The 18,017-nt window shown below is 57.6% G+C and carries 15 protein-coding genes; 10 read left to right on the forward strand and 5 right to left on the reverse strand.

Annotation, left to right across the window (positions count from 1 at the left end; translation table 11 throughout):
- The 3 genes from ASD95_RS29835 to gabP all read right to left on the reverse strand — a co-directional run.
- The coding region (locus tag ASD95_RS29835) for a hypothetical protein (protein WP_236709740.1) at positions 1-93 on the reverse strand (93 nt) is incomplete at its 3' end.
- 64 nt (positions 94-157) lie between these two features.
- Positions 158-1,270 carry a GlxA family transcriptional regulator gene (locus ASD95_RS13550; protein WP_409079473.1) on the reverse strand — a complete coding sequence of 371 codons (1,113 nt, stop codon included), beginning with the start codon at positions 1,268-1,270 and terminating at the stop codon, positions 158-160.
- Between the two features lie 111 nt (positions 1,271-1,381).
- Positions 1,382-2,782 (reverse strand): GABA permease, encoded by a 1,401-nt coding sequence (gene gabP / locus ASD95_RS13555; RefSeq protein ID WP_056724213.1) that lies wholly within the window; start codon positions 2,780-2,782, stop codon positions 1,382-1,384.
- Positions 2,783-3,280: 498 nt separating this feature from the next.
- Here gabP and ASD95_RS13560 point away from each other — a divergent pair, with 498 nt between their 5' ends.
- The 8 genes from ASD95_RS13560 to ASD95_RS30140 all read left to right on the forward strand — a co-directional run bounded on the left by ASD95_RS13560 (position 3,281) and on the right by ASD95_RS30140 (position 12,088).
- The gene (locus ASD95_RS13560) at positions 3,281-4,558 is read left to right on the forward strand and encodes a cystathionine gamma-synthase family protein (protein WP_056724215.1); all 1,278 of its coding nucleotides are present in this window, start codon (positions 3,281-3,283) and stop codon (positions 4,556-4,558) included.
- A 150-nt stretch (positions 4,559-4,708) separates the two neighbouring features.
- Positions 4,709-6,139, forward strand: a complete 1,431-nt coding sequence (locus ASD95_RS13565) for an amino acid permease (RefSeq protein ID WP_056724218.1) — start codon at positions 4,709-4,711, stop codon at positions 6,137-6,139.
- A 60-nt stretch (positions 6,140-6,199) separates the two neighbouring features.
- Positions 6,200-7,090 carry a LysR substrate-binding domain-containing protein gene (locus tag ASD95_RS13570; RefSeq protein WP_056724220.1) on the forward strand — a complete coding sequence of 297 codons (891 nt, stop codon included), beginning with the start codon at positions 6,200-6,202 and terminating at the stop codon, positions 7,088-7,090.
- 16 nt (positions 7,091-7,106) lie between these two features.
- Entirely contained in the window at positions 7,107-8,486 is a 1,380-nt protein-coding gene (thrC, locus tag ASD95_RS13575) for a threonine synthase (protein WP_056724221.1), read from the forward strand.
- 22 nt (positions 8,487-8,508) lie between these two features.
- Positions 8,509-8,946 carry an Lrp/AsnC family transcriptional regulator gene (locus ASD95_RS13580; protein WP_056724223.1) on the forward strand — a complete coding sequence of 146 codons (438 nt, stop codon included), beginning with the start codon at positions 8,509-8,511 and terminating at the stop codon, positions 8,944-8,946.
- Positions 8,947-9,122: 176 nt separating this feature from the next.
- A complete protein-coding gene (locus tag ASD95_RS13585; RefSeq protein ID WP_056724225.1) occupies positions 9,123-10,172 on the forward strand; it encodes a homoserine dehydrogenase in 1,050 nt (349 codons plus the stop codon).
- 4 nt (positions 10,173-10,176) lie between these two features.
- Entirely contained in the window at positions 10,177-11,589 is a 1,413-nt protein-coding gene (locus ASD95_RS13590; protein ID WP_056724227.1) for an aldehyde dehydrogenase family protein, read from the forward strand.
- Positions 11,590-11,983: 394 nt separating this feature from the next.
- Positions 11,984-12,088, forward strand: coding sequence for an excalibur calcium-binding domain-containing protein (locus tag ASD95_RS30140; RefSeq protein ID WP_317850378.1), 105 nt, complete (start codon positions 11,984-11,986; stop codon positions 12,086-12,088).
- Positions 12,089-12,169: 81 nt separating this feature from the next.
- On the opposite strand, the gene ASD95_RS13595 is transcribed toward ASD95_RS30140, so the two are convergent.
- Together ASD95_RS13595 and ASD95_RS13600 are read right to left on the reverse strand one after the other, a co-directional pair.
- A complete protein-coding gene (locus ASD95_RS13595; protein WP_056724230.1) occupies positions 12,170-12,511 on the reverse strand; it encodes a hypothetical protein in 342 nt (113 codons plus the stop codon).
- Between the two features lie 268 nt (positions 12,512-12,779).
- On the reverse strand, positions 12,780-14,171 hold the full coding sequence (locus ASD95_RS13600; RefSeq protein WP_056724232.1) for an aldehyde dehydrogenase family protein: 1,392 nt from the start codon (positions 14,169-14,171) through the stop codon (positions 12,780-12,782).
- A gap of 100 nt (positions 14,172-14,271) precedes the next feature.
- On the opposite strand from ASD95_RS13600, the gene ptrR reads away from it, so the two are divergent.
- The gene (ptrR, locus tag ASD95_RS13605) at positions 14,272-15,150 is read left to right on the forward strand and encodes a putrescine utilization regulator PtrR (RefSeq protein WP_056724235.1); all 879 of its coding nucleotides are present in this window, start codon (positions 14,272-14,274) and stop codon (positions 15,148-15,150) included.
- A gap of 77 nt (positions 15,151-15,227) precedes the next feature.
- Positions 15,228-17,432, forward strand: a complete 2,205-nt coding sequence (locus tag ASD95_RS13610; protein WP_056724237.1) for an OsmC domain/YcaO domain-containing protein — start codon at positions 15,228-15,230, stop codon at positions 17,430-17,432.
- Positions 17,433-18,017 lie beyond the last annotated feature (585 nt).

The raw sequence follows: 18,017 nt of genomic DNA on the forward strand, positions 1-18,017 counted from the left end.
ATCACTTCGAACAGCTCGCTTCTTGATGGTTTCCGGGGTTGCAGCAACCCGTGTTTCACCGGTCTGGGTTTCGAGAGGAACACCAATGTGCACGTCAAATCTCCTGCGTGATCTTATAGAGTAAACCCATGCACTACGGATAAATGGGGACGGCCGATCAGCGCAATTGCGCCAGATCAGAACGATCAATCATCCGAACACTGGCAAAAGTCGATTCGTTTCGTGCCTGGTCTAGCGCTGTCAGCGGTCTGGTCGATGACTGCTGCGTAGTCGCAAGCGTTGCAGGTTTGCGACTCAATTCAGAGTTGGAACGTTCGTCGCTTGGTGGAACACCAAAGTACTCGCGATAGCATTTGGAAAAGTGTGGTGTGGACACGAAACCGCATACATACGCCAACTCGATGAGCGACAATGATGTTTGCTTAAGCAGTTGTCGCGCCCGAACAAGACGTAATCTCAGGTAGTAGCGTGACGGCGTACAGTGGAGGTATTTCTGAAATAGCCGCTCTAGCTGTCGACGTGACAGATCAACGTATTCTGCAAGGTTATCGAGGTCGAGCGGTTCCTCGATATTGGCTTCCATCAACGCGACGATCTCCTGCAGCTTGGGTTGATGAGTTCCCAGTACATGCCTAAGCGGAACGCGCTGATGGTCTTGTTCATTGCGGATGCGCTCGTAGACAAACATATCCGAAATGGCCGCCGACAATTCACGGCCATGATCGCGGCCGATCAGATGCAACATCATGTCCATTGGCGCTGTTCCGCCGGAGCTTGTGAATCGGTTCCGGTCGAGGGTAAAGAGGCTCGCGCTGATGCTGACTCGCGGGAAAGCTTCCTGCATGGCAGCCAAACATTCCCAATGCACGCTGCACTCGTAGCCGTCGAGCAGCCCGGCTTTTGCGAGCGCCCAGCTGCCGGTGCACACACCTCCCAACCGTCTGGATTGACGCGCCAAGGCTTGCAGCCAGGTAATGTGCACGCGGGTAATCACGCTCTGGATTCCAACACCACCGCACACGATTACAGTGTCCGCCACTAATGGATTGCTCCATGAAGCATCCGGAGTGATCGGCACGCCGTCACTGGCCCAGACAGGCTCTCCACCGGGGCTGAACGTATGCCAGCGGTATAGCTCTCGCCCCGACAACTGATTGGCCATGCGCAATGGCTCTACCGCGGACGCCAGGGAAATAAGTGTGAATTTATCCAACAGCAGAAAACCAACGGATTGAGTCGTACCGTCGGACACGGTGGAGTTCGATGACATCGTGGTCATGTCCTCACAAGGAGCGATTACGGCCTGAGACACAGGAGCTTGTAATACTCCCCAGCCTCGGCGCAGGGAGTATCGGGTTCGGCGCAAACACCTCCTGGGGTTTTATCCCACTGACGTCACCCTCGCAGCCTGCGCAGGGTGACGCGACGTCACAAGGCCAATAAAGGAAATCGCCAGCGCCAGTCCAATGGTTGTGCTCACTTCGGTACGGTGCTCCGGGGTGATCATCATGACCGCCAGCGCTGCGCAAATGAACACGATCACCAGCCACGTCAGCCACGGGAACAGCCACATGCGAAAGGTCAGCTCGACGTTCTGCCGATGCAGCATCCGACGCATGCGCAACTGCGACACCGCGATGGCCAGGTACACCAGCAAGGCAATCGCGCCGGAGCTGGCCAGCAGGAAGTCAAACAGCCCGGCGGGCATGAAGTAGCTCCACACAGTGATCGCCGCGCCCAGCACGGTGCTGGCGATGACCGCTGCCCGCGGCACGCCTTCGGATGAGGTCGCCTTCAGCGCCTTCGGCGCATCGCCACGACGGCCCAGCGAGTAAAGCATGCGCGAGGCAATGTAGATCGAGGAGTTCATGCAGCTGGCCACGGCAATCAGTACTACGATGTCCACCATGAACTTGGCATGAGGAATGTTCATGATTTCCAGGGCCCGCTGGTAGGAGCCTACCTGGGCGAGCAGCGGATCGTTCCAGGGCACCACGGAGATGACCACGAAAATCGACAACAGGTAAAACACGCCGATGCGCCAAATCACCGAACGCGTGGCCTTGGCAATGTTCTGCGACGGGTTGTCGGATTCGGCGGCGGCGATGGTGACGGCTTCAGTACCAATGAAGCTGAACATGATGGTGATGAAAGCGCCGACTACCGCCGACAGGCCATTGGGGGCAAATCCGCCATGCTCGGCCATCAGCCCGCTCAAACCGCTGACTTCCCGATCGGGCACCCAGCCCATCAACACGGCAAAACCCACGGCGATGAAACCTATGATCGCCACGACCTTGGCCATGGCGAACCAGAACTCGAATTCGCCGTACTTGGAGACACTGAACAGATTGGTGATCACCAACGCAATGATCGACACCAGGGCGAACAGCCAGGCATCGATCTGGGGAAACCACTGGTTCAACACATGGCCGGCGGCCAGTGCTTCGATAGGGATAACCAGCACCCAGAACCACCAGTACAGCCAACCGATGGTGAAGCCTGCCCAACGACCTATTGCCTGGTCGGCATAGGTGGAGAACGAGCCGGTGTCCGGGTTGGCCACCGCCATTTCACCTAGCATGCGCATGACCAGAACGACGAGCAGGCCGGAAAATAGATAGGCCAGCAGGACGGCTGGGCCGGCAGCTGCAATGGCATGTCCTGAGCCAACGAACAAACCGGCGCCGATGATACCGGCGATTGACAGCATGGTGACGTGACGAGGCTTGAAGCCCTGCGCCAATTGGCCATTCGAATCCTTGGAGCTCGGGCTGATCATTTTTTTACTCTTTGGCGATCGACATTCAAGCGTTCTGAGTGAGGGGGAGGCGATCATGGGGGCTTGCTGTTGCCCCTCCTGAAAGCGACAGTCCTCAACGCTACTGTTCTATAAGCTCTGTCACTGCGATGTGACCAGCGCAGTGAAAAGTTGCGCCACCTTACCCGGCTTGTCCGACAATCCAGATACCTGATCGCGCCACCTCCGTGCCTGATATCGACACGGGAAACTTTGCACTCGCAGTAGAGGCCGGAGGTTTGGCAGCCGCGCGCGATCAAGGAAAAACTCACGTTATCGGAGTATTGAATGCCGATGTCGCACCTGAAAGAGATCGTTTCGTTGCCGCAACTGACCTGAATCTGCGCCATCACAGCCATTAAAAAAAGCGGCCCTTTGGCACCGATAACATCGTTTCTCGGCGGCGCTGCTTTTCAATATATTGGCCGCCAGATCCGGTGAGTGACTCAACATTCGCCCCCCTCAGTGCGAGTAGTCTTTATGAATAAAAAACCAGGCAACGCAGGGTTTGTTAATGCGGGTGCGGGAACCCGTGCCGTGTGGGGTGGGGAGCAAGTCAGGCATCCCTACAACGCCACCCAAACCCCCATCGTAGTCAGTGCTGCATATGGTTACGACGACATAGATGTCTGGTACGACGTAGCGTTGGGCAAGGCCCCCGGCTTTATTTACAGCCGTATGAGCAACCCGACAGTCGAGACCCTTGAGGCAAAGATTCGCGAGTTGGAGCAGGCCGAATCCGCCGTGGCTTTCAGCAGCGGGATGGCGGCGATCAGCAGTGTGCTCTACACCTTCCTGGCCCATGGCGATCGGGTGGTGTCGACCAAGGACAGCTATGGCGGCACCAACAAGATTTTCGAAGAGTTCCTGCCGCGCACCGGTGTGAACGTGACGTTGTGCGAGACATTCGATCACGAAGAAATTGAACGCGAAATCGCCAAGGGTTGCCAATTGGTGTATCTGGAAACGCCAACCAACCCGACGCTGAAAGTACTCGATATCGAGCGTCTGGTGGCTGCGGCCAAGCGCGTCGGAGCCATTGTGGTGGCGGATAATACCTTCGCCACGCCGTTGAATCAGAACCCCCTGGCGCTGGGTGTGGACGTGGTCATTCACAGTGCCACCAAATTTCTCAGCGGCCACGGTGACGTGCTTGGCGGTCTGGTGTGCGGTAGTGAATCACTGATGGCCAAGGTGCGTCATTACCGGGAAATCAATGGAGCGACGCTCGACCCGTTCTCCGCCTACCTGATCATTCGCGGCATGAAAACGTTGGTGCTGCGCATGCGTCAGCAGCAACGCAGTGCCCGCGCACTGGCCGAGTACCTCTGCGTCGAACCCTTGGTGGAGTCGGTCAATTATCCGGGTTTGCCCGGCCATCCGAATCATGCGGTGGCGTGCGCGCAAATGTCCGGCTTCGGTGCAATCGTCAGTTTTGTCGTGGTGGGCGGCATGGACACGGTCAAGGTGCTCTTGCCACGACTGCGATTCGCCCACTGCGCGGGCAATCTCGGTGCGGTGGAAACCATCTACGGTCCGGCGCGAACCACCAGCCATGTCGAGAACACGCTGGAGGAACGACTGGCCCTGGGTATTTCCGAAGGGCTGGTGCGGGTCTCTGTCGGCATCGAGGACACCGATGATCTGCTCGACGACCTGAAACAGGCATTTGCATTTGTCAGGGGGGCGGGCAACGAACCCGCACAAGAAAATACGCAGATTTCAATCAATGAAAATTGCACCGAGGTTGCAGGCTGAAGCGTTAGCGCCAAACCTCACTACAAGGATGTGAGTGGGGCGTTCATGAAGTGGAATAATAATAAAACTTAGTGGCGACCTGTTTTTACTCTGCCCAATCAGTCACTGCAGATGTTAATTCGTGCCCTAATAACTTTCATGAGAACAACCATGTCCATAAAAGAAGAACAACTTCATTCGCGTTCCGGTTTTAAACAGGAAATGCAAACACGGCATATTGTCATGTTGGCGTTAGGCGGGGTCATCGGTACCGGGCTGTTTCTCACGTCCGGGTATACGGTTAACCAGGCCGGTCCCTTGGGCGCGGTGATCGCTTACATCATCGGCGCGCTCATGGTTTACATGGTGATGATGTGCCTGGGCGAACTGGCGGTGCAGATGCCGGAAACCGGTTCATTCAGCACTTACGCCACCCGATTTCTCGGGCCTGGTACCGGCTATACCGTGGCTTGGTTGTATTGGCTGACCTGGACGGTGGCCATCGGTTCTGAGTTTACCGCCGCCGGCATCTTGATGGTGCGCTGGTTCCCGGATACACCGGTGTGGATCTGGAGTGCGCTGTTTGCGGGCCTGGTGTTTCTGACCAATGTGATTTCGGTGCGCCTGTTCGCTGAAACCGAGTTCTGGTTGTCACTGGTTAAGGTGGTGACCGTAATAGTGTTTCTGATGATCGGCGGTGGCGCGATTCTCGGTCTGCTGCACATCGAACAGGGCCACAGTATCGGGTTGAGCAACTTCACTCGCGAAGGACTTTTTCCTACGGGAGTCATGCCGATAGCCATGACGTTATTGGCGGTGTCTTTCGCGTTCTCCGGCACAGAGCTGATCGGTATTGCCGCGGGGGAAACCAAGGACCCGCAGCGCAATGTGCCGCGTGCCATTCGCACGACGGTGCTGCGCCTGGCGATCTTTTTCGTGGGGACCATTTTCGTCCTGGCGACGCTATTGCCCCGAGAACAGGCCGGCCTGGTAGAGAGTCCATTCGTGACTGTGTTCACCTACATCGGGATTCCCTATTCAGCAGACATCATGAACTTCGTGATCATCAGTGCCTTGCTGTCGGCCGCCAACTCCGGTTTGTATGCCGCGTCACGGATGATCTGGACGCTGAGTGACCAGGGTCACCTGCCCAAGCGATTCTCGGCACTGACGCGTATGGGCACGCCGCTCAACGCGATCATCATCAGCATGGCGGGTGGGGCTGCCTCGTTGCTCAGCAGTGTGTTCGCCGCCGATACCATCTATCTGGCGCTGGTGTCGATCTCCGGATTGGCGGTCGTAGTGGTATGGATGAGCATCGCTGCGAGCCAGATTGCTTTCCGTCGTCACTATGTGGCCAACGGCGGTGACATCCGCGACTTGAAATTCCGTGTCCGGGGTTATCCATGGGTGCCGTTGGGAGCGCTGGTCTGCTGCAGTCTGGCGTGTGTCGGGATTGCGTTCGATCCGGAGCAGCGAGTGGCGTTGTACTTCGGTTTGCCCTTCATCGCCTGGTGCTATTTCGTGTATTACATTACCCGCAAAAGCCGCGAGCGACGCTTGTCGGTTGCCCCCTTGGCACAACCGTCCGACGCGTTCTAGTCAGCGTCGACGGGATGGGCAAGCGTGCTCGGTGGAGGGGGCGTCCCAGAGGTTCAAGCCATGAAGCAAAAGACGCTACCCCCATTGAACTGGCTGCGGGCATTCGAGGTGTCTGCCCGCTGTTTGAACTTCACCCATGCCGCCGAAGAACTGTTTTTGACCCAGGGCGCAGTCAGTCAGCAGATCCGCCAACTGGAAAGCCATCTTGGGGTGGCACTGTTCAAGCGCTTGCCCCGTGGCTTGGGACTGACCGAGGAAGGCCAGGCGTATCTGCCGGTGGTGCAGGATGCGATCACGCGACTGGCAGTGGGGACCAACGAAATTTTTGGCCAGCACAAACGTCGGCCGATCAAGGTACGTGGCAGCCTGGCGTTCTTCGTGCATTGGCTGGCGCCCAAGCTGGCGGGGTTTAGCCAGGCGCATCCGCATGTCGATATCCGCTACATCAGCAATATCTGGGTAAAGGAGCTGGACGGTGAGGATGACATGGAGATTCGCTGGGGCCACGGTCAGTGGCCCGGCCTGGTGTCGCAGCGCCTGACCTGGGACACGTTGTTCCCGGTCTGCTCGCCGGACCTGATGGCGAAGTCGCCGCTGACGGTCCCTTCGGACGTATCGCACCATCCGCTGTTGCATGTTCTGGGTTACGAAGAGGGTTGGGGTTACTGGTTGAACATGGTCGGTGCAGACACCGTCGACTCTTCGACCGGCATGCAGTTCGACACATTGATCTCGACTTTGCGCATGGCCGAGTTAGGTCAGGGGATTGCCCTGGCCCGGTCCTCGATGGTGGAGGAGATGCTTCAGGATGGACGGCTGGTCGAACCCTTTACCCAGCGTATCGAAGCCAGCGAGTCTTTTTACCTTGTGCGCGGTTCCGGGGCCGAGCAGCACCCGGACGCGGTGATGTTTTCCACCTGGCTGGTCGAGCAGGCACATCGTTTCAAATGAATGGCCGGAGCCAACCATGCGTTATGTGAGTACCCGAAATTCGGCCGTGCAGGTCGACTTCGAACAGGTCGTATTGTCTGGCATTGCCGAGGACGGTGGGCTGTTCGTACCGCTCGAATTGCCGCTGTTTGAAGCGCAGGACATCGCCAACTGGTCGACCTTGCCCTATGACGAACTGGCCTACAGGGTGATCAGTCCGTTTGTGGGAGAGGCGATCCCCGAGACAGACCTCAAGCGCATGCTCAAAGAGGCCGGTAGTCAATTCAGCCATCGTTCCCTGGCGCCATTGCATCAGGTCGATCGTAACGAATGGGTGCTGGAGCTGTTCCACGGCCCGACTCGCTCCTCGAAGGATTTTGCCGCTCAATTGCAGGCACGACTGGTGCCGTATTTTCTGCGCAAGCGCGGGCGTCGCGGGGTGGTGATCGGTGCCACCAACGGCGATACCGGGCTGGCGGCCATCGAGGCGTTCAAGCACTGCGAGGACACCTCCGTGGTGGTGTTTTACCCGGAGGCGGGCGTACCCCGGGACCAACTCCAGCATCTGCAAGCAGCGGCGCATCCAGGGGTCTATCAGTTCGCGGTCAACGGCAGCTTTGACGAGTGTCAGAACATCGTCACCCGGCTGTTCCGACAATGGCCGTATGAGCAGCACGAGGTGATCAGTTTCAACTCCAGTAACTGGGTCAGTGTGTTGGCGCAACTGGTGTTTTACTTCCATGCCGTGTTGCAACTGGGAGGCGGCCAGCGTCCGATCGGTTTCAGTGTGCCTGCGGCGAGTTTTGCCGAAGTGTATGCAGGCTACATCGCGCAAAAAATGGGCCTGCCAATCACCCAGATGATTGTTGCGACCAACCAGAATGACGCGTTGCACCAGTTGTTTCAGAAGAACCACTACAGCAGGTCACGAGCCAACAAGACGCTTTCGCCTGCCATGGACCTGTCGATCTTTTCCAATCTGGAACGGTTCCTTTGGGAGCTCTACGGGCATGACGACCAGGCGGTGTGTGCCCTGATGGAGGGGTTCGAATCCAGCGGCGAGATGGTCATCGCCAACGAGTTCTGGTTGCAGGCGCGGATGATCATCGACTCTTACGCAGTCAGTGATGAGCAGACGCTGACGGAAATCACCTCGCTGTATCGCGACACGGGATACGTCATCGACCCGCATACGGCCACTGGCGTGCTGGCCGCCCGGTTGTATCGGCGAAGCCTGGTGGCGCCAATGGTGACCCTGGGGGAAATCTCACCGGTCAAGTCGGCGGCACTGCTTGGCGAGTTGGGCATCAGTGTGGCGGGGCTGCAGCCTGAGGTCACGACACAAGGACAGGCGCAGGTTTACCGGATTCAACCGGACGACCTCGACACCATCCATGAGCGGCTCGGCGCGCTGTGAAGGCGCGACAACAGGAGGCCAAGTGAAGCGAATTCTGGACCCTCTCGATGAACACATCATCGCGCAACTACAGCTCAATGCCAGGGCTGCACACGCCGAACTGGCGGCCAAGGTCAATCTGTCACGCAATGCGGTGCGCCAGCGCATAGAAAGACTTGAACGCGACGGGGTAATACAGGGGTATACGATACGCACGGGGGAGGGGCGACAAGCCACGTCGAACATCAATGCGGTGATTTTCGTTTACCGCTACGACCGGATGCGGGGGGCGGAAGTGTTGCAGGCGCTGCGGGCCATTCCGGAAGTCATCCAGTGCGATGTCATGAGCGGCGAGTTCGACCTGATGCTGCGGGTGGGCGCTGCGAGCCCACAGCGGGTGCACAAGGTCTGGACTGAAATTGCCGCGTTGCCCGGGGTGGAAAATACCGTGACCTCCTTTGTGCTGTCGTCTGTCGTATAGCCCATTTTTCGTATTGCTAAAAGCCAACCTGTGTTGGCTTTTTTTATGGCTGAAGCATTGTCATGACGGTGGTCAAAACGCCCACAAAATAGAGCAAATTGACCTATTTCACTGCCCTGGGCCCAGCCCTAACCTAGTGCCCAACAACCCATCACCCGGATCAAGGGCATAACAAAATGACTGAATACAAATTGGCGCTGGTTGGCTTTGGCGGTGTTAACCGGGCATTGGCTCAGCTGATTGCCGAACGTAACGAACAGTGGAAAACAGAACTGGGTTTCACCCTGAAAATCGTCGGCGTGACTGACTTGTTTCTCGGTTCGGTGATTGGCCGCGAAGGGCTGGACGCCAATGTGCTCGCCCAATTGCCGGCAGTCAAAGGTGCATTGGCGCAACTGCCGGGTGGCGACGTCACAGCCCTCACTGAAGCGGTGATCAAGGATTGCGGCGCGGACATTATTGTTGAAGCCACGTTTACCAATCCGGTGGACGGTGAACCGGCAACTTCGTTCTGCCGTTGGGCGCTGGAGGGCGGCCAGCATGTCGTCACCACCAACAAGGGCCCGATCGCCTTGCACGGCGCCGAGCTCAAGGCACTGGCTCGACGCAAGCATGTCGCCTTTGAATACGAAGGCTCGGTCATGAGCGGCACGCCGGTTATCCGCCTGGCCAGGCAGGCGCTGGCCGGCAGCTCCATTGTCGGTTTTGAAGGAATTCTCAACGGCACGTCCAACTTCGTGCTCACCAGCATGGAAGGCGGCCTGGGGTTTGCCGAGGCCGTCAGCAAGGCTCAGGAACTGGGTTACGCCGAAGCCGACCCGACGGCGGATGTCGAGGGTCATGACGTACGCCTCAAGGTGGTGATCCTGGCGAATGAACTGTTGGACGCGAAGCTGACGGTCAGCGACGTCACGTGCAGCGGCATTTCGTCCCTCAGCCTTGGCGACATCGAAAAAGCCCGGCAGGACGGCGCTCGCTGGAAGCTGATCGGGTCGGCGATGCGCCATGCCGACGGCTCGATCAGTGCCAGTGTCGAACCGCGGCTGTTGAACAACGACCATCCGCTGGCCAGTGTTGGCGGCGCGACCAATGCGGTGTCGTTTACCTCGCAACTGCTCGGTGCGGTAACAGTTTCGGGGCCGGGAGCAGGGCGCACGGAAACAGCGTTTGCGCTGCTCTCGGACATCATCAGCATCCATCAATCCATTGCACGCAACCAGGAGTAAGCCTGTGAAATTATCGCGCCTGGTTCTGGATATCGTAGAGCCGCCCATTGAAGTCTTTAACGCCTATGACGGTTCCGTCATCGGCAGCGTAACGAATGTCTGTGCGTCGCAAGTTCCGCAGTTGTTGGAGACGGGACGAAGTGGTGCACGAGCGTGCGCCGCGTTAGCGCGTCATCGTCGGGCGCGCATTCTTGAGCAAGCCGCAATCAACATCGAACAGGATGCCGGTGTGTTTGCCAGGCTGATCGTCGACGAGGCCGGGAAGACCCTCAAACAGGCGCAAAAAGAGGTCAAACGTTGCGTCAATACCCTCAAGCTGTCAGCCGAGGAGGCCAGGCGCAATGCCGGGGAGGTGGTTCCCTTCGATGCTTATGAAGGCTCCGAATCGCGTCAGGGCTGGTTTTCTCGCGAGCCCTTGGGCCTGATCGTGGCGATCACGCCGTACAACGATCCGTTGAACCTGGTGGCGCACAAACTCGGTCCGGCCATTGCGGGCGGTAATGCGGTGATTCTCAAACCCTCCGAGCTCGCGCCATTGTCGGCCATTAAACTGGTGTCTTATCTGGTCGCGGCAGGCTTGCCTGAATCAGTGGTTACCGTCGCCACCGGCGGCGCGGAACTGGGCAAGGCGTTGGTCGCCGCCCGTGAGGTGCGGATGATTTCCTTCACCGGCGGTTTCGTCACCGCAGAACAGATTGCCCGCACGGCCGGGTTGAAGAAACTGGCCATGGACCTGGGCGGCAATGCGCCGGTAATCGTCATGGGCGACTGCGACCTTGAGGCCGCTGTCGAGAGTTGCGTGTCCGGAGCCTTTTGGGCAGCGGGGCAGAACTGCGTAGGTACCCAGCGCTTGCTGATTCAGGCGTCGATTTATGAAGCGTTCCGAGAGCGTTTTGTCAGTCAGGCCCGCGCGCTTGTGGTCGGCGATCCATTACTGGCCGTTACCGATATCGGCCCCATGATTACCGCGCAAGCCGCGCAGAATGCCGAGCAAGTGGTAAACGAGGCCCTGCAAGAGGGCGCCACGTTGCTCTGCGGCCATCGGCGTGAAGGATCGTGCTATGCCGCCACCGTGTTGGAAAACGTCGATCATTCCAGTCGACTCTGGCGCAATGAAGTCTTCGCACCGGTGGTGGTACTGCAATGCTTCGAGAGTTTCGATGAAGCCATCGCGTTGGCCAATGAGCCCGAATACAGCCTGCATGCCGGGATCTTCACCAATGATCTGGCAACCGCGATGAGCGCCGCACGGAGGATCGAGGCCGGAGGAGTGATGATCAACGACTCTTCCGACTATCGCTTCGATGCGATGCCTTTTGGCGGTTCCAAGTACGGTAGCCTGGGCCGGGAAGGGGTGCGTTTTGCCTACGAGGAAATGACCCAACCCAAGGTTGTGTGCCTTAACACGTTGGGTTAGTCGATTCGCGATAAATGGATCAGGTCGTATGGCATTGGGTCGGTGTGGTCACCGGCCCAATGCGTTTTGCTGAATGGGGAGAAGTAAAAAGTGGAGTATTGCCACTGAGCTGAAAGTCGCCAAGAAATTCGCCGGCAGGTTGTATATGGAATAGTGGGTTAAGCTGGAAGCAGGCAACGTGAGAACACAAACGGTCTCTCATCATGGATGGATCAAGATGAAACTGATTTTGGTTTTGCTTGTTGTTGGTCTGTTGGCTTGGAAGTTTTCCCCTGAATTACAGTCCTGGTTTGAGGCTCGGCCATCGAGCCCCCAAAGAATCTCTGCGGTCTTGATTGCGCCAAAGCCTGTCTCGGCGCCAGTTAAATGCGATGGGCGCAAATATTGCTCGCAGATGACTTCATGCGCAGAGGCCACAAACTTTCTGCAAAATTGCCCAGGAATGGAAATGGATGGCGACTACGACGGGATACCTTGTGAGAAGCAGTGGTGCCGGTGACTACTCGCCGCTTATCGCCAGGCTGCATGAGTTCCTGGCACAGGTCCGCATCCGCTACATCCTGGCAGCGGTTGCGATGATCTATGCCTGAATTCCAATATCACCCTGTGCAGCCTGTAACGCTCGCTCTTCGGTCAGCGGCATGAAAACTGGCTGCGTATTGCTGGCGTGCAAGTAAAGAAAGTAGTGCCCTGAGTCGTCCAGCAATACCCGGTACAGCTCTGATGGCCGAAAGTTGTTACCGATATAAATACTTTCCTTGAGGATCTCGAAAGACTTGAGCCCATGCTCTCGCATCGTAGTTTCAAAGGCTTCGTAGAGACCTTCTCTGCGGCGCCGATTGTTTCGAGCATTCAGCTTGAAAAAAATCACCATCAGCACGGCATAGCTGAAAAGGAGTATCACAAGGGCGCTAGTTCGCATGGGGGGAGCTCCATGTTCTCTCAATCGCTGTGCATCTCAGTGTAGGTGCGTTTATGGTGGAATCTGCAGCTCATCCCAAGGTGACGGCGCAAGCGCCGGGCCTTTGGATTCCTGGTTTAGCAGGCCCATATGTCACCAACATCTCAAGCGATGGACGTAACGGCTTGAACAGGGATTGCTCACCATGCAGGAACTGCGAGCTGACCTTCCCATTCAATAATGAAAACAGAACCCGGCCACCGGGCCGGGTTCGGAACGCAAGGCCCCCTTAACGCCGATCCAGCCAGACCGTCTGTGCATTACAGAATTCGCGCACCCCGAAGTGCGAGAGCTCCCGGCCAAAGCCGCTCTTCTTCACGCCACCAAAACTGACACGCGGATCGCTGGCGCTATAGCCGTTGATGAATACGCCGCCGGTTTCAAGTTCGCCTGCCATCTGTCGGGCAAGTTCGGCATTGCGCGTGTAGAGGGTGGCGGTGAGGCCGAACTCGCTGTCATTGGCCAGCTCCAGCGCATGGGCGGCGTCTCGGGCCGTGATGATTGAGGCCACAGGACCAAACAACTCCTGTTTGAATGATGTCATTTGATCGGTCACGTCGCCGAGTACGGTGGGCGCATAGTAGTTGCCGGGGCCTTCAGCCTTGTTTCCACCCAACAGCAGCTTCGCGCCTTCTTCCAGTGTGTCGCGCACCTGTTGATCCAGTTCGTCGCGCAGGTCGAAGCGAGCCATCGGGCCGATATAGGTGGTGCTGGCCAGTGGGTCACCGACAACCAGTTGTCGGGTGGCTTCGACGAACTTGCGGGTAAATTCCTCGACCACGCCTTGCTCGACAATCAGGCGTTTGGCGGCGGCGCAGACTTGCCCGGTGTTTTGATAACGCCCGATCACGGCGGCTTTCACCGCCTCATCGAGGTCGGCGTCGTCGAGCACGATAAATGGGTCGGAGCCACCCAGTTCCAATACGCATTTCTTCAGTGCTGCTCCCGCCTGAGCACCGATGGCCATACCCGCACGTACGCTACCGGTGAGGGTGACGGCCGCGATGCGTGGGTCGGCGATCGCCTTGGATACACCTTCCGTGGTGACGTTGATGACCTCGAAAACACCTTCGGGAAAATCCGCTTGCCTGAAGGCCTCCAGCAGCAGGTAGGCGCTACCCATGACGTTTGGCGCGTGCTTGAGCACGTAGGTGTTGCCGGCGAGCAGGGTGGGGACCGCGCCGCGCAGGACTTGCCAGATGGGGAAGTTCCACGGCATCACGGCGAGAATCGGGCCGAGGGGGCGATATTCAATGCGTGCCTTACCGCCTTCAACCAGGGTCGGTTCCGGGCTCAGCATGGCGGGGCCGTGTTCGGCGTACCACTCGCACAGCTGCGCACATTTTTCAATTTCACCGCGGGCCTGGGCAATCGGCTTACCCATTTCCTGGGTGATCATTTTCGCCATGGCCTCTGCATTGTTGCGCAAGGCCTGGCCGAGGTTGATCAACAGCTGCGCGCGCTGTTCAACCGGTTTGCCGCGCCAGGCACGAAACCCGGTAGCGGCCCGCGTCAGCGTGGCCTGCAGTGCCGAATCGGATTCGAAAGGGTAATGGCCGACCTGCTCGCCCGTGGTCGGGTTGATTGAAATGGCATGGGTAAGGCTGGATTCGTTGGTCATGGCACCGTCCTGCGAGGTAGGAATGTGCTCAGGGTATGGGGCTATATGTTTTCTGGAAACTGAATAATACTGAGCGTAACGTTCACGTTTGGAGAATGACTTGGATCTGGTTCAGCTCGAAATTTTCAAGGCTGTCGCCGAGCACGGCAGCATCAGCGTGGCCGCCCAGCATATCCACCGGGTGCCATCGAATCTCACGACCCGAATCAAGCAGCTTGAGCTGGACCTGGGTGTGGACCTGTTTATTCGCGAGAAGAGTCGTCTGCGTCTGTCGCCGGCCGGCTGGAGCTTTCTGGATTACGCTCGTCGCATTCTCGACCTGGTTCAGGAGGCGCGCGCCACCGTGGCGGGTGAAGAACCCCAGGGAGCCTTCGCCCTGGGTTCGCTGGAAAGTACTGCCGCGGTACGTATTCCAGAGCTGTTGGCCGCCTATAACCAGAAGCACGCCAAGGTCGAACTGGACCTGTCCACCGGCCCCTCCGGGACCATGATCGATGGGGTGCTGTCGGGGCGGCTGGCCGCTGCATTTGTCGATGGTCCGGTGTTGCATCCGGCGCTGGAGGGCGTGCCTGCATTCGAGGAAGAAATGGTCCTGATCGCACCGCTCAACCATGAGCCGATTCATCGGGCCAAGGACGTGAATGGCGAAAATATCTATGCCTTCCGCTCCAACTGCTCCTATCGCCATCATTTCGAAAGCTGGTTCGCCGATGGCGCGGCGGTGCCCGGCAAGATTTTCGAAATGGAGTCCTATCACGGCATGCTGGCCTGCGTCAGCGCCGGTGCCGGCCTGGCGCTGATGCCCCGCAGCATGCTCGAAAGCATGCCTGGATGCACGACGGTCAGCGTCTGGCCGCTGTCGGAGTCGTTCCGCTATCTGCGCACCTGGCTGGTGTGGCGCAGGGGGACGGTGTCGCGGAGCCTGACGATGTTTGTGCGTTTGCTTGAGGAGCGCGGTGTGGCGTTGATCGATAAATAGTGGAAAGTTAACGGTCGGTGCCGAAAAACCGGATAATGGCGGCCAAATCGTTTAGCTCGTTATTCTGGTAATCGCACATGGAAATCAAGGTCAACTTTCTCGACAACCTTCGACTTGAAGCCAAGTTCGACGACTTCACGGTGATCGCCGATCAGCCCATTCGCTACAAGGGCGATGGTTCGGCACCGGGGCCGTTCGATTACTTCCTGGCTTCGTCGGCGTTGTGTGCGGCGTACTTCGTGAAGTTGTACTGCGAGACTCGCAATATCCCCACCGAAAATATCCGCCTGTCGCAGAACAACATTGTTGACCCGGAAAACCGCTACAACCAGATTTTCAAGATTCAGGTTGAATTGCCGGCGGACATCTCCGCCAAGGACCGCCAGGGGATCTTGCGCTCCATCGACCGTTGTACGGTAAAGAAGGTGGTGCAAACCGGCCCTGAGTTTGTGATTGAAGAGGTCGAAAACCTCGACGCCGATGCCCAGGCGTTGCTGATGCCGCACTCGACTTCTGAAGCGGGCACCTACATTGTGGGCAAGGACCTGCCGCTGGAGCAAACCATCGCCAACATGTCGGGCCTCCTGGCCGACCTGGGCATGAAGATTGAAATCGCTTCGTGGCGCAATATCGTTCCCAATGTGTGGTCGCTGCACATCCGCGATGCGCACTCGCCGATGTGTTTTACCAACGGCAAGGGTGCAACCAAGGAAGGTGCGCTGGCATCGGCACTGGGCGAGTTTATCGAGCGCCTCAACTGCAACTTCTTCTACAACGATCAGTTCTGGGGCGAGGACATCGCCAACGCGGCGTTTGTGCATTACCCGGACGAGCGCTGGTTCAAGCCGGGCCCGAAGGACGAACTGCCGACTGAAATCCTCGACGAGTACTGCCTGAAGGTCTACGACCGGGATGGCGAGTTGCGTGGCTCGCATCTGTACGACACCAACTCCGGCAACACCCAGCGTGGTATTTGTTCACTGCCGTTTGTGCGCCAGTCGGACAATGAGGTGGTGTACTTCCCGTCCAACCTGATCGAAAACCTGTTCCTGAGCAATGGCATGAGCGCCGGCAACACGCTGGCCGAAGCCCAGGTGCAGTGCCTGTCGGAGATCTTCGAGCGCGCGGTCAAGCGCGAAATCCTCGAAGGTGAAATGGCCCTGCCGGACGTGCCGCAGGAAGTGCTGGCGAAATACCCGGGCATCCTGGCCGGTATCCAGGCCCTGGAAGAGCAGGGCTTCCCGGTGCTGGTCAAGGATGCGTCGCTGGGCGGGGAGTTCCCGGTGATGTGTGTGACCTTGATGAACCCGCGCACCGGTGGCGTGTTTGCCTCGTTCGGCGCGCACCCAAGTCTGGAAGTGGCACTGGAGCGCAGCCTGACGGAGTTGCTGCAAGGCCGCAGTTTCGAAGGCCTGAACGATCTGCCTCAGCCGACCTTCGAAGGCCAGGCGGTGACTGAGCCGAACAACTTCGTCGAGCACTTCATCGATTCCAGCGGTGTGGTCTCGTGGCGTTTCTTCAGTGCCAAGCCGGATTTCGAATTCGTTGAGTGGGATTTCTCCGGTCACGGCGAAAACTCCAACGCTGAAGAGGCCGCGACCCTGTTCGGCATTCTCGAAGAGATGGGCAAAGAAGTGTACATGGCGGTCTATGAGCACATTGGTGCCAAGGCCTGCCGCATTCTGGTGCCGAATTACTCGGAAATTTATCCGGTAGAGGATTTGATCTGGGATAACACCAACAAGGCGCTGCAGTTCCGCGCTGACATCCTGAACCTGCACAGCCTGAGCAAGGTCGGCCTGAGATCGCTGGCTCAGGGTTTGGAAAGCAGCGAGCTGGATGACTACACCGACATCACGACCTTGATCGGCATCGAGTTCGACGACAACACGCCTTGGGGCAAGTTGACGATCCTGGAGCTGAGGCTGCTGATTTATCTTGCCTTGCAGAAGTTCGACCAGGCCAAGGATCTGGTGGAAGCCTTCTTGCAATACAACGACAACACCGTCGAGCGCGGCTTGTTTTATCAGGCCGTGAACGTCGTGCTGGAAATGCAGCTGGACGATGATCTGGAACTGAGCGACTACGAGGTCAACTTCCGCCGGATGTTCGGCAATGAGCGGATGGACGCGGCGATAGGGTCCGTGGATGGCAGCGTACGTTTCTACGGTCTGACGCCGACGAGCATGAAGCTGGAAGGGCTCGACAGGCACCTTCGCCTGATCGACAGCTATAAAAAGCTGCACACGGCGCGGGCGAGGGTGGCGGCCTTGTCCAACTGATAGCGATAACAAAAAAGCACCTTGGGTGCTTTTTTGTTTTTTGGCCAGGACATGGGCTGTGGCTGTCTGTGAGGAAGCTCTTCTATATAGAGGGGAGTTCTGGTCCTTCTATATAGGCGTCCTTTGGGGCAATTTGCAGGTTGTTGATAGAAAACCCGAATCAGTGCTTGACGGCAGATTATAGATGTCTATAATTCGCCCCACTTCCGGCGCAGTCGAAACGGAAAACTCCTTGGMAAACAATGAGTTACGCAGTTTTCGACAGCRGGTTGCTTCAGTTCATCGAAGCCGAAAGGGAGTTGAAAAAGAGGTGTTGACAGCAGCGTGTAACGCTGTAKAATTCGCCTCCCGCTGATGAGAGATCTGAAGCGCAAGTGGTTGAAGTTGAAAAGGAAACTTGGAAAACTTCTGAAAATAAYCACTTGACAGCAAATGAGGCTGCTGTAGAATGCGCGCCTCGGTTGAGAYGAAAGATCTTAACCAACCGCTCTTTAACAACTGAATCAAGCAATTCGTGTGGGTGCTTGTGGAGTCAGACTGCTAGTCAACAGATTATCAGCATCRCAAGTTACTCCGCGAGAAATC

Source organism: Pseudomonas sp. Root71, from assembly GCF_001429045.1.
Lineage (GTDB): Bacteria > Pseudomonadota > Gammaproteobacteria > Pseudomonadales > Pseudomonadaceae > Aquipseudomonas > Aquipseudomonas monachiensis.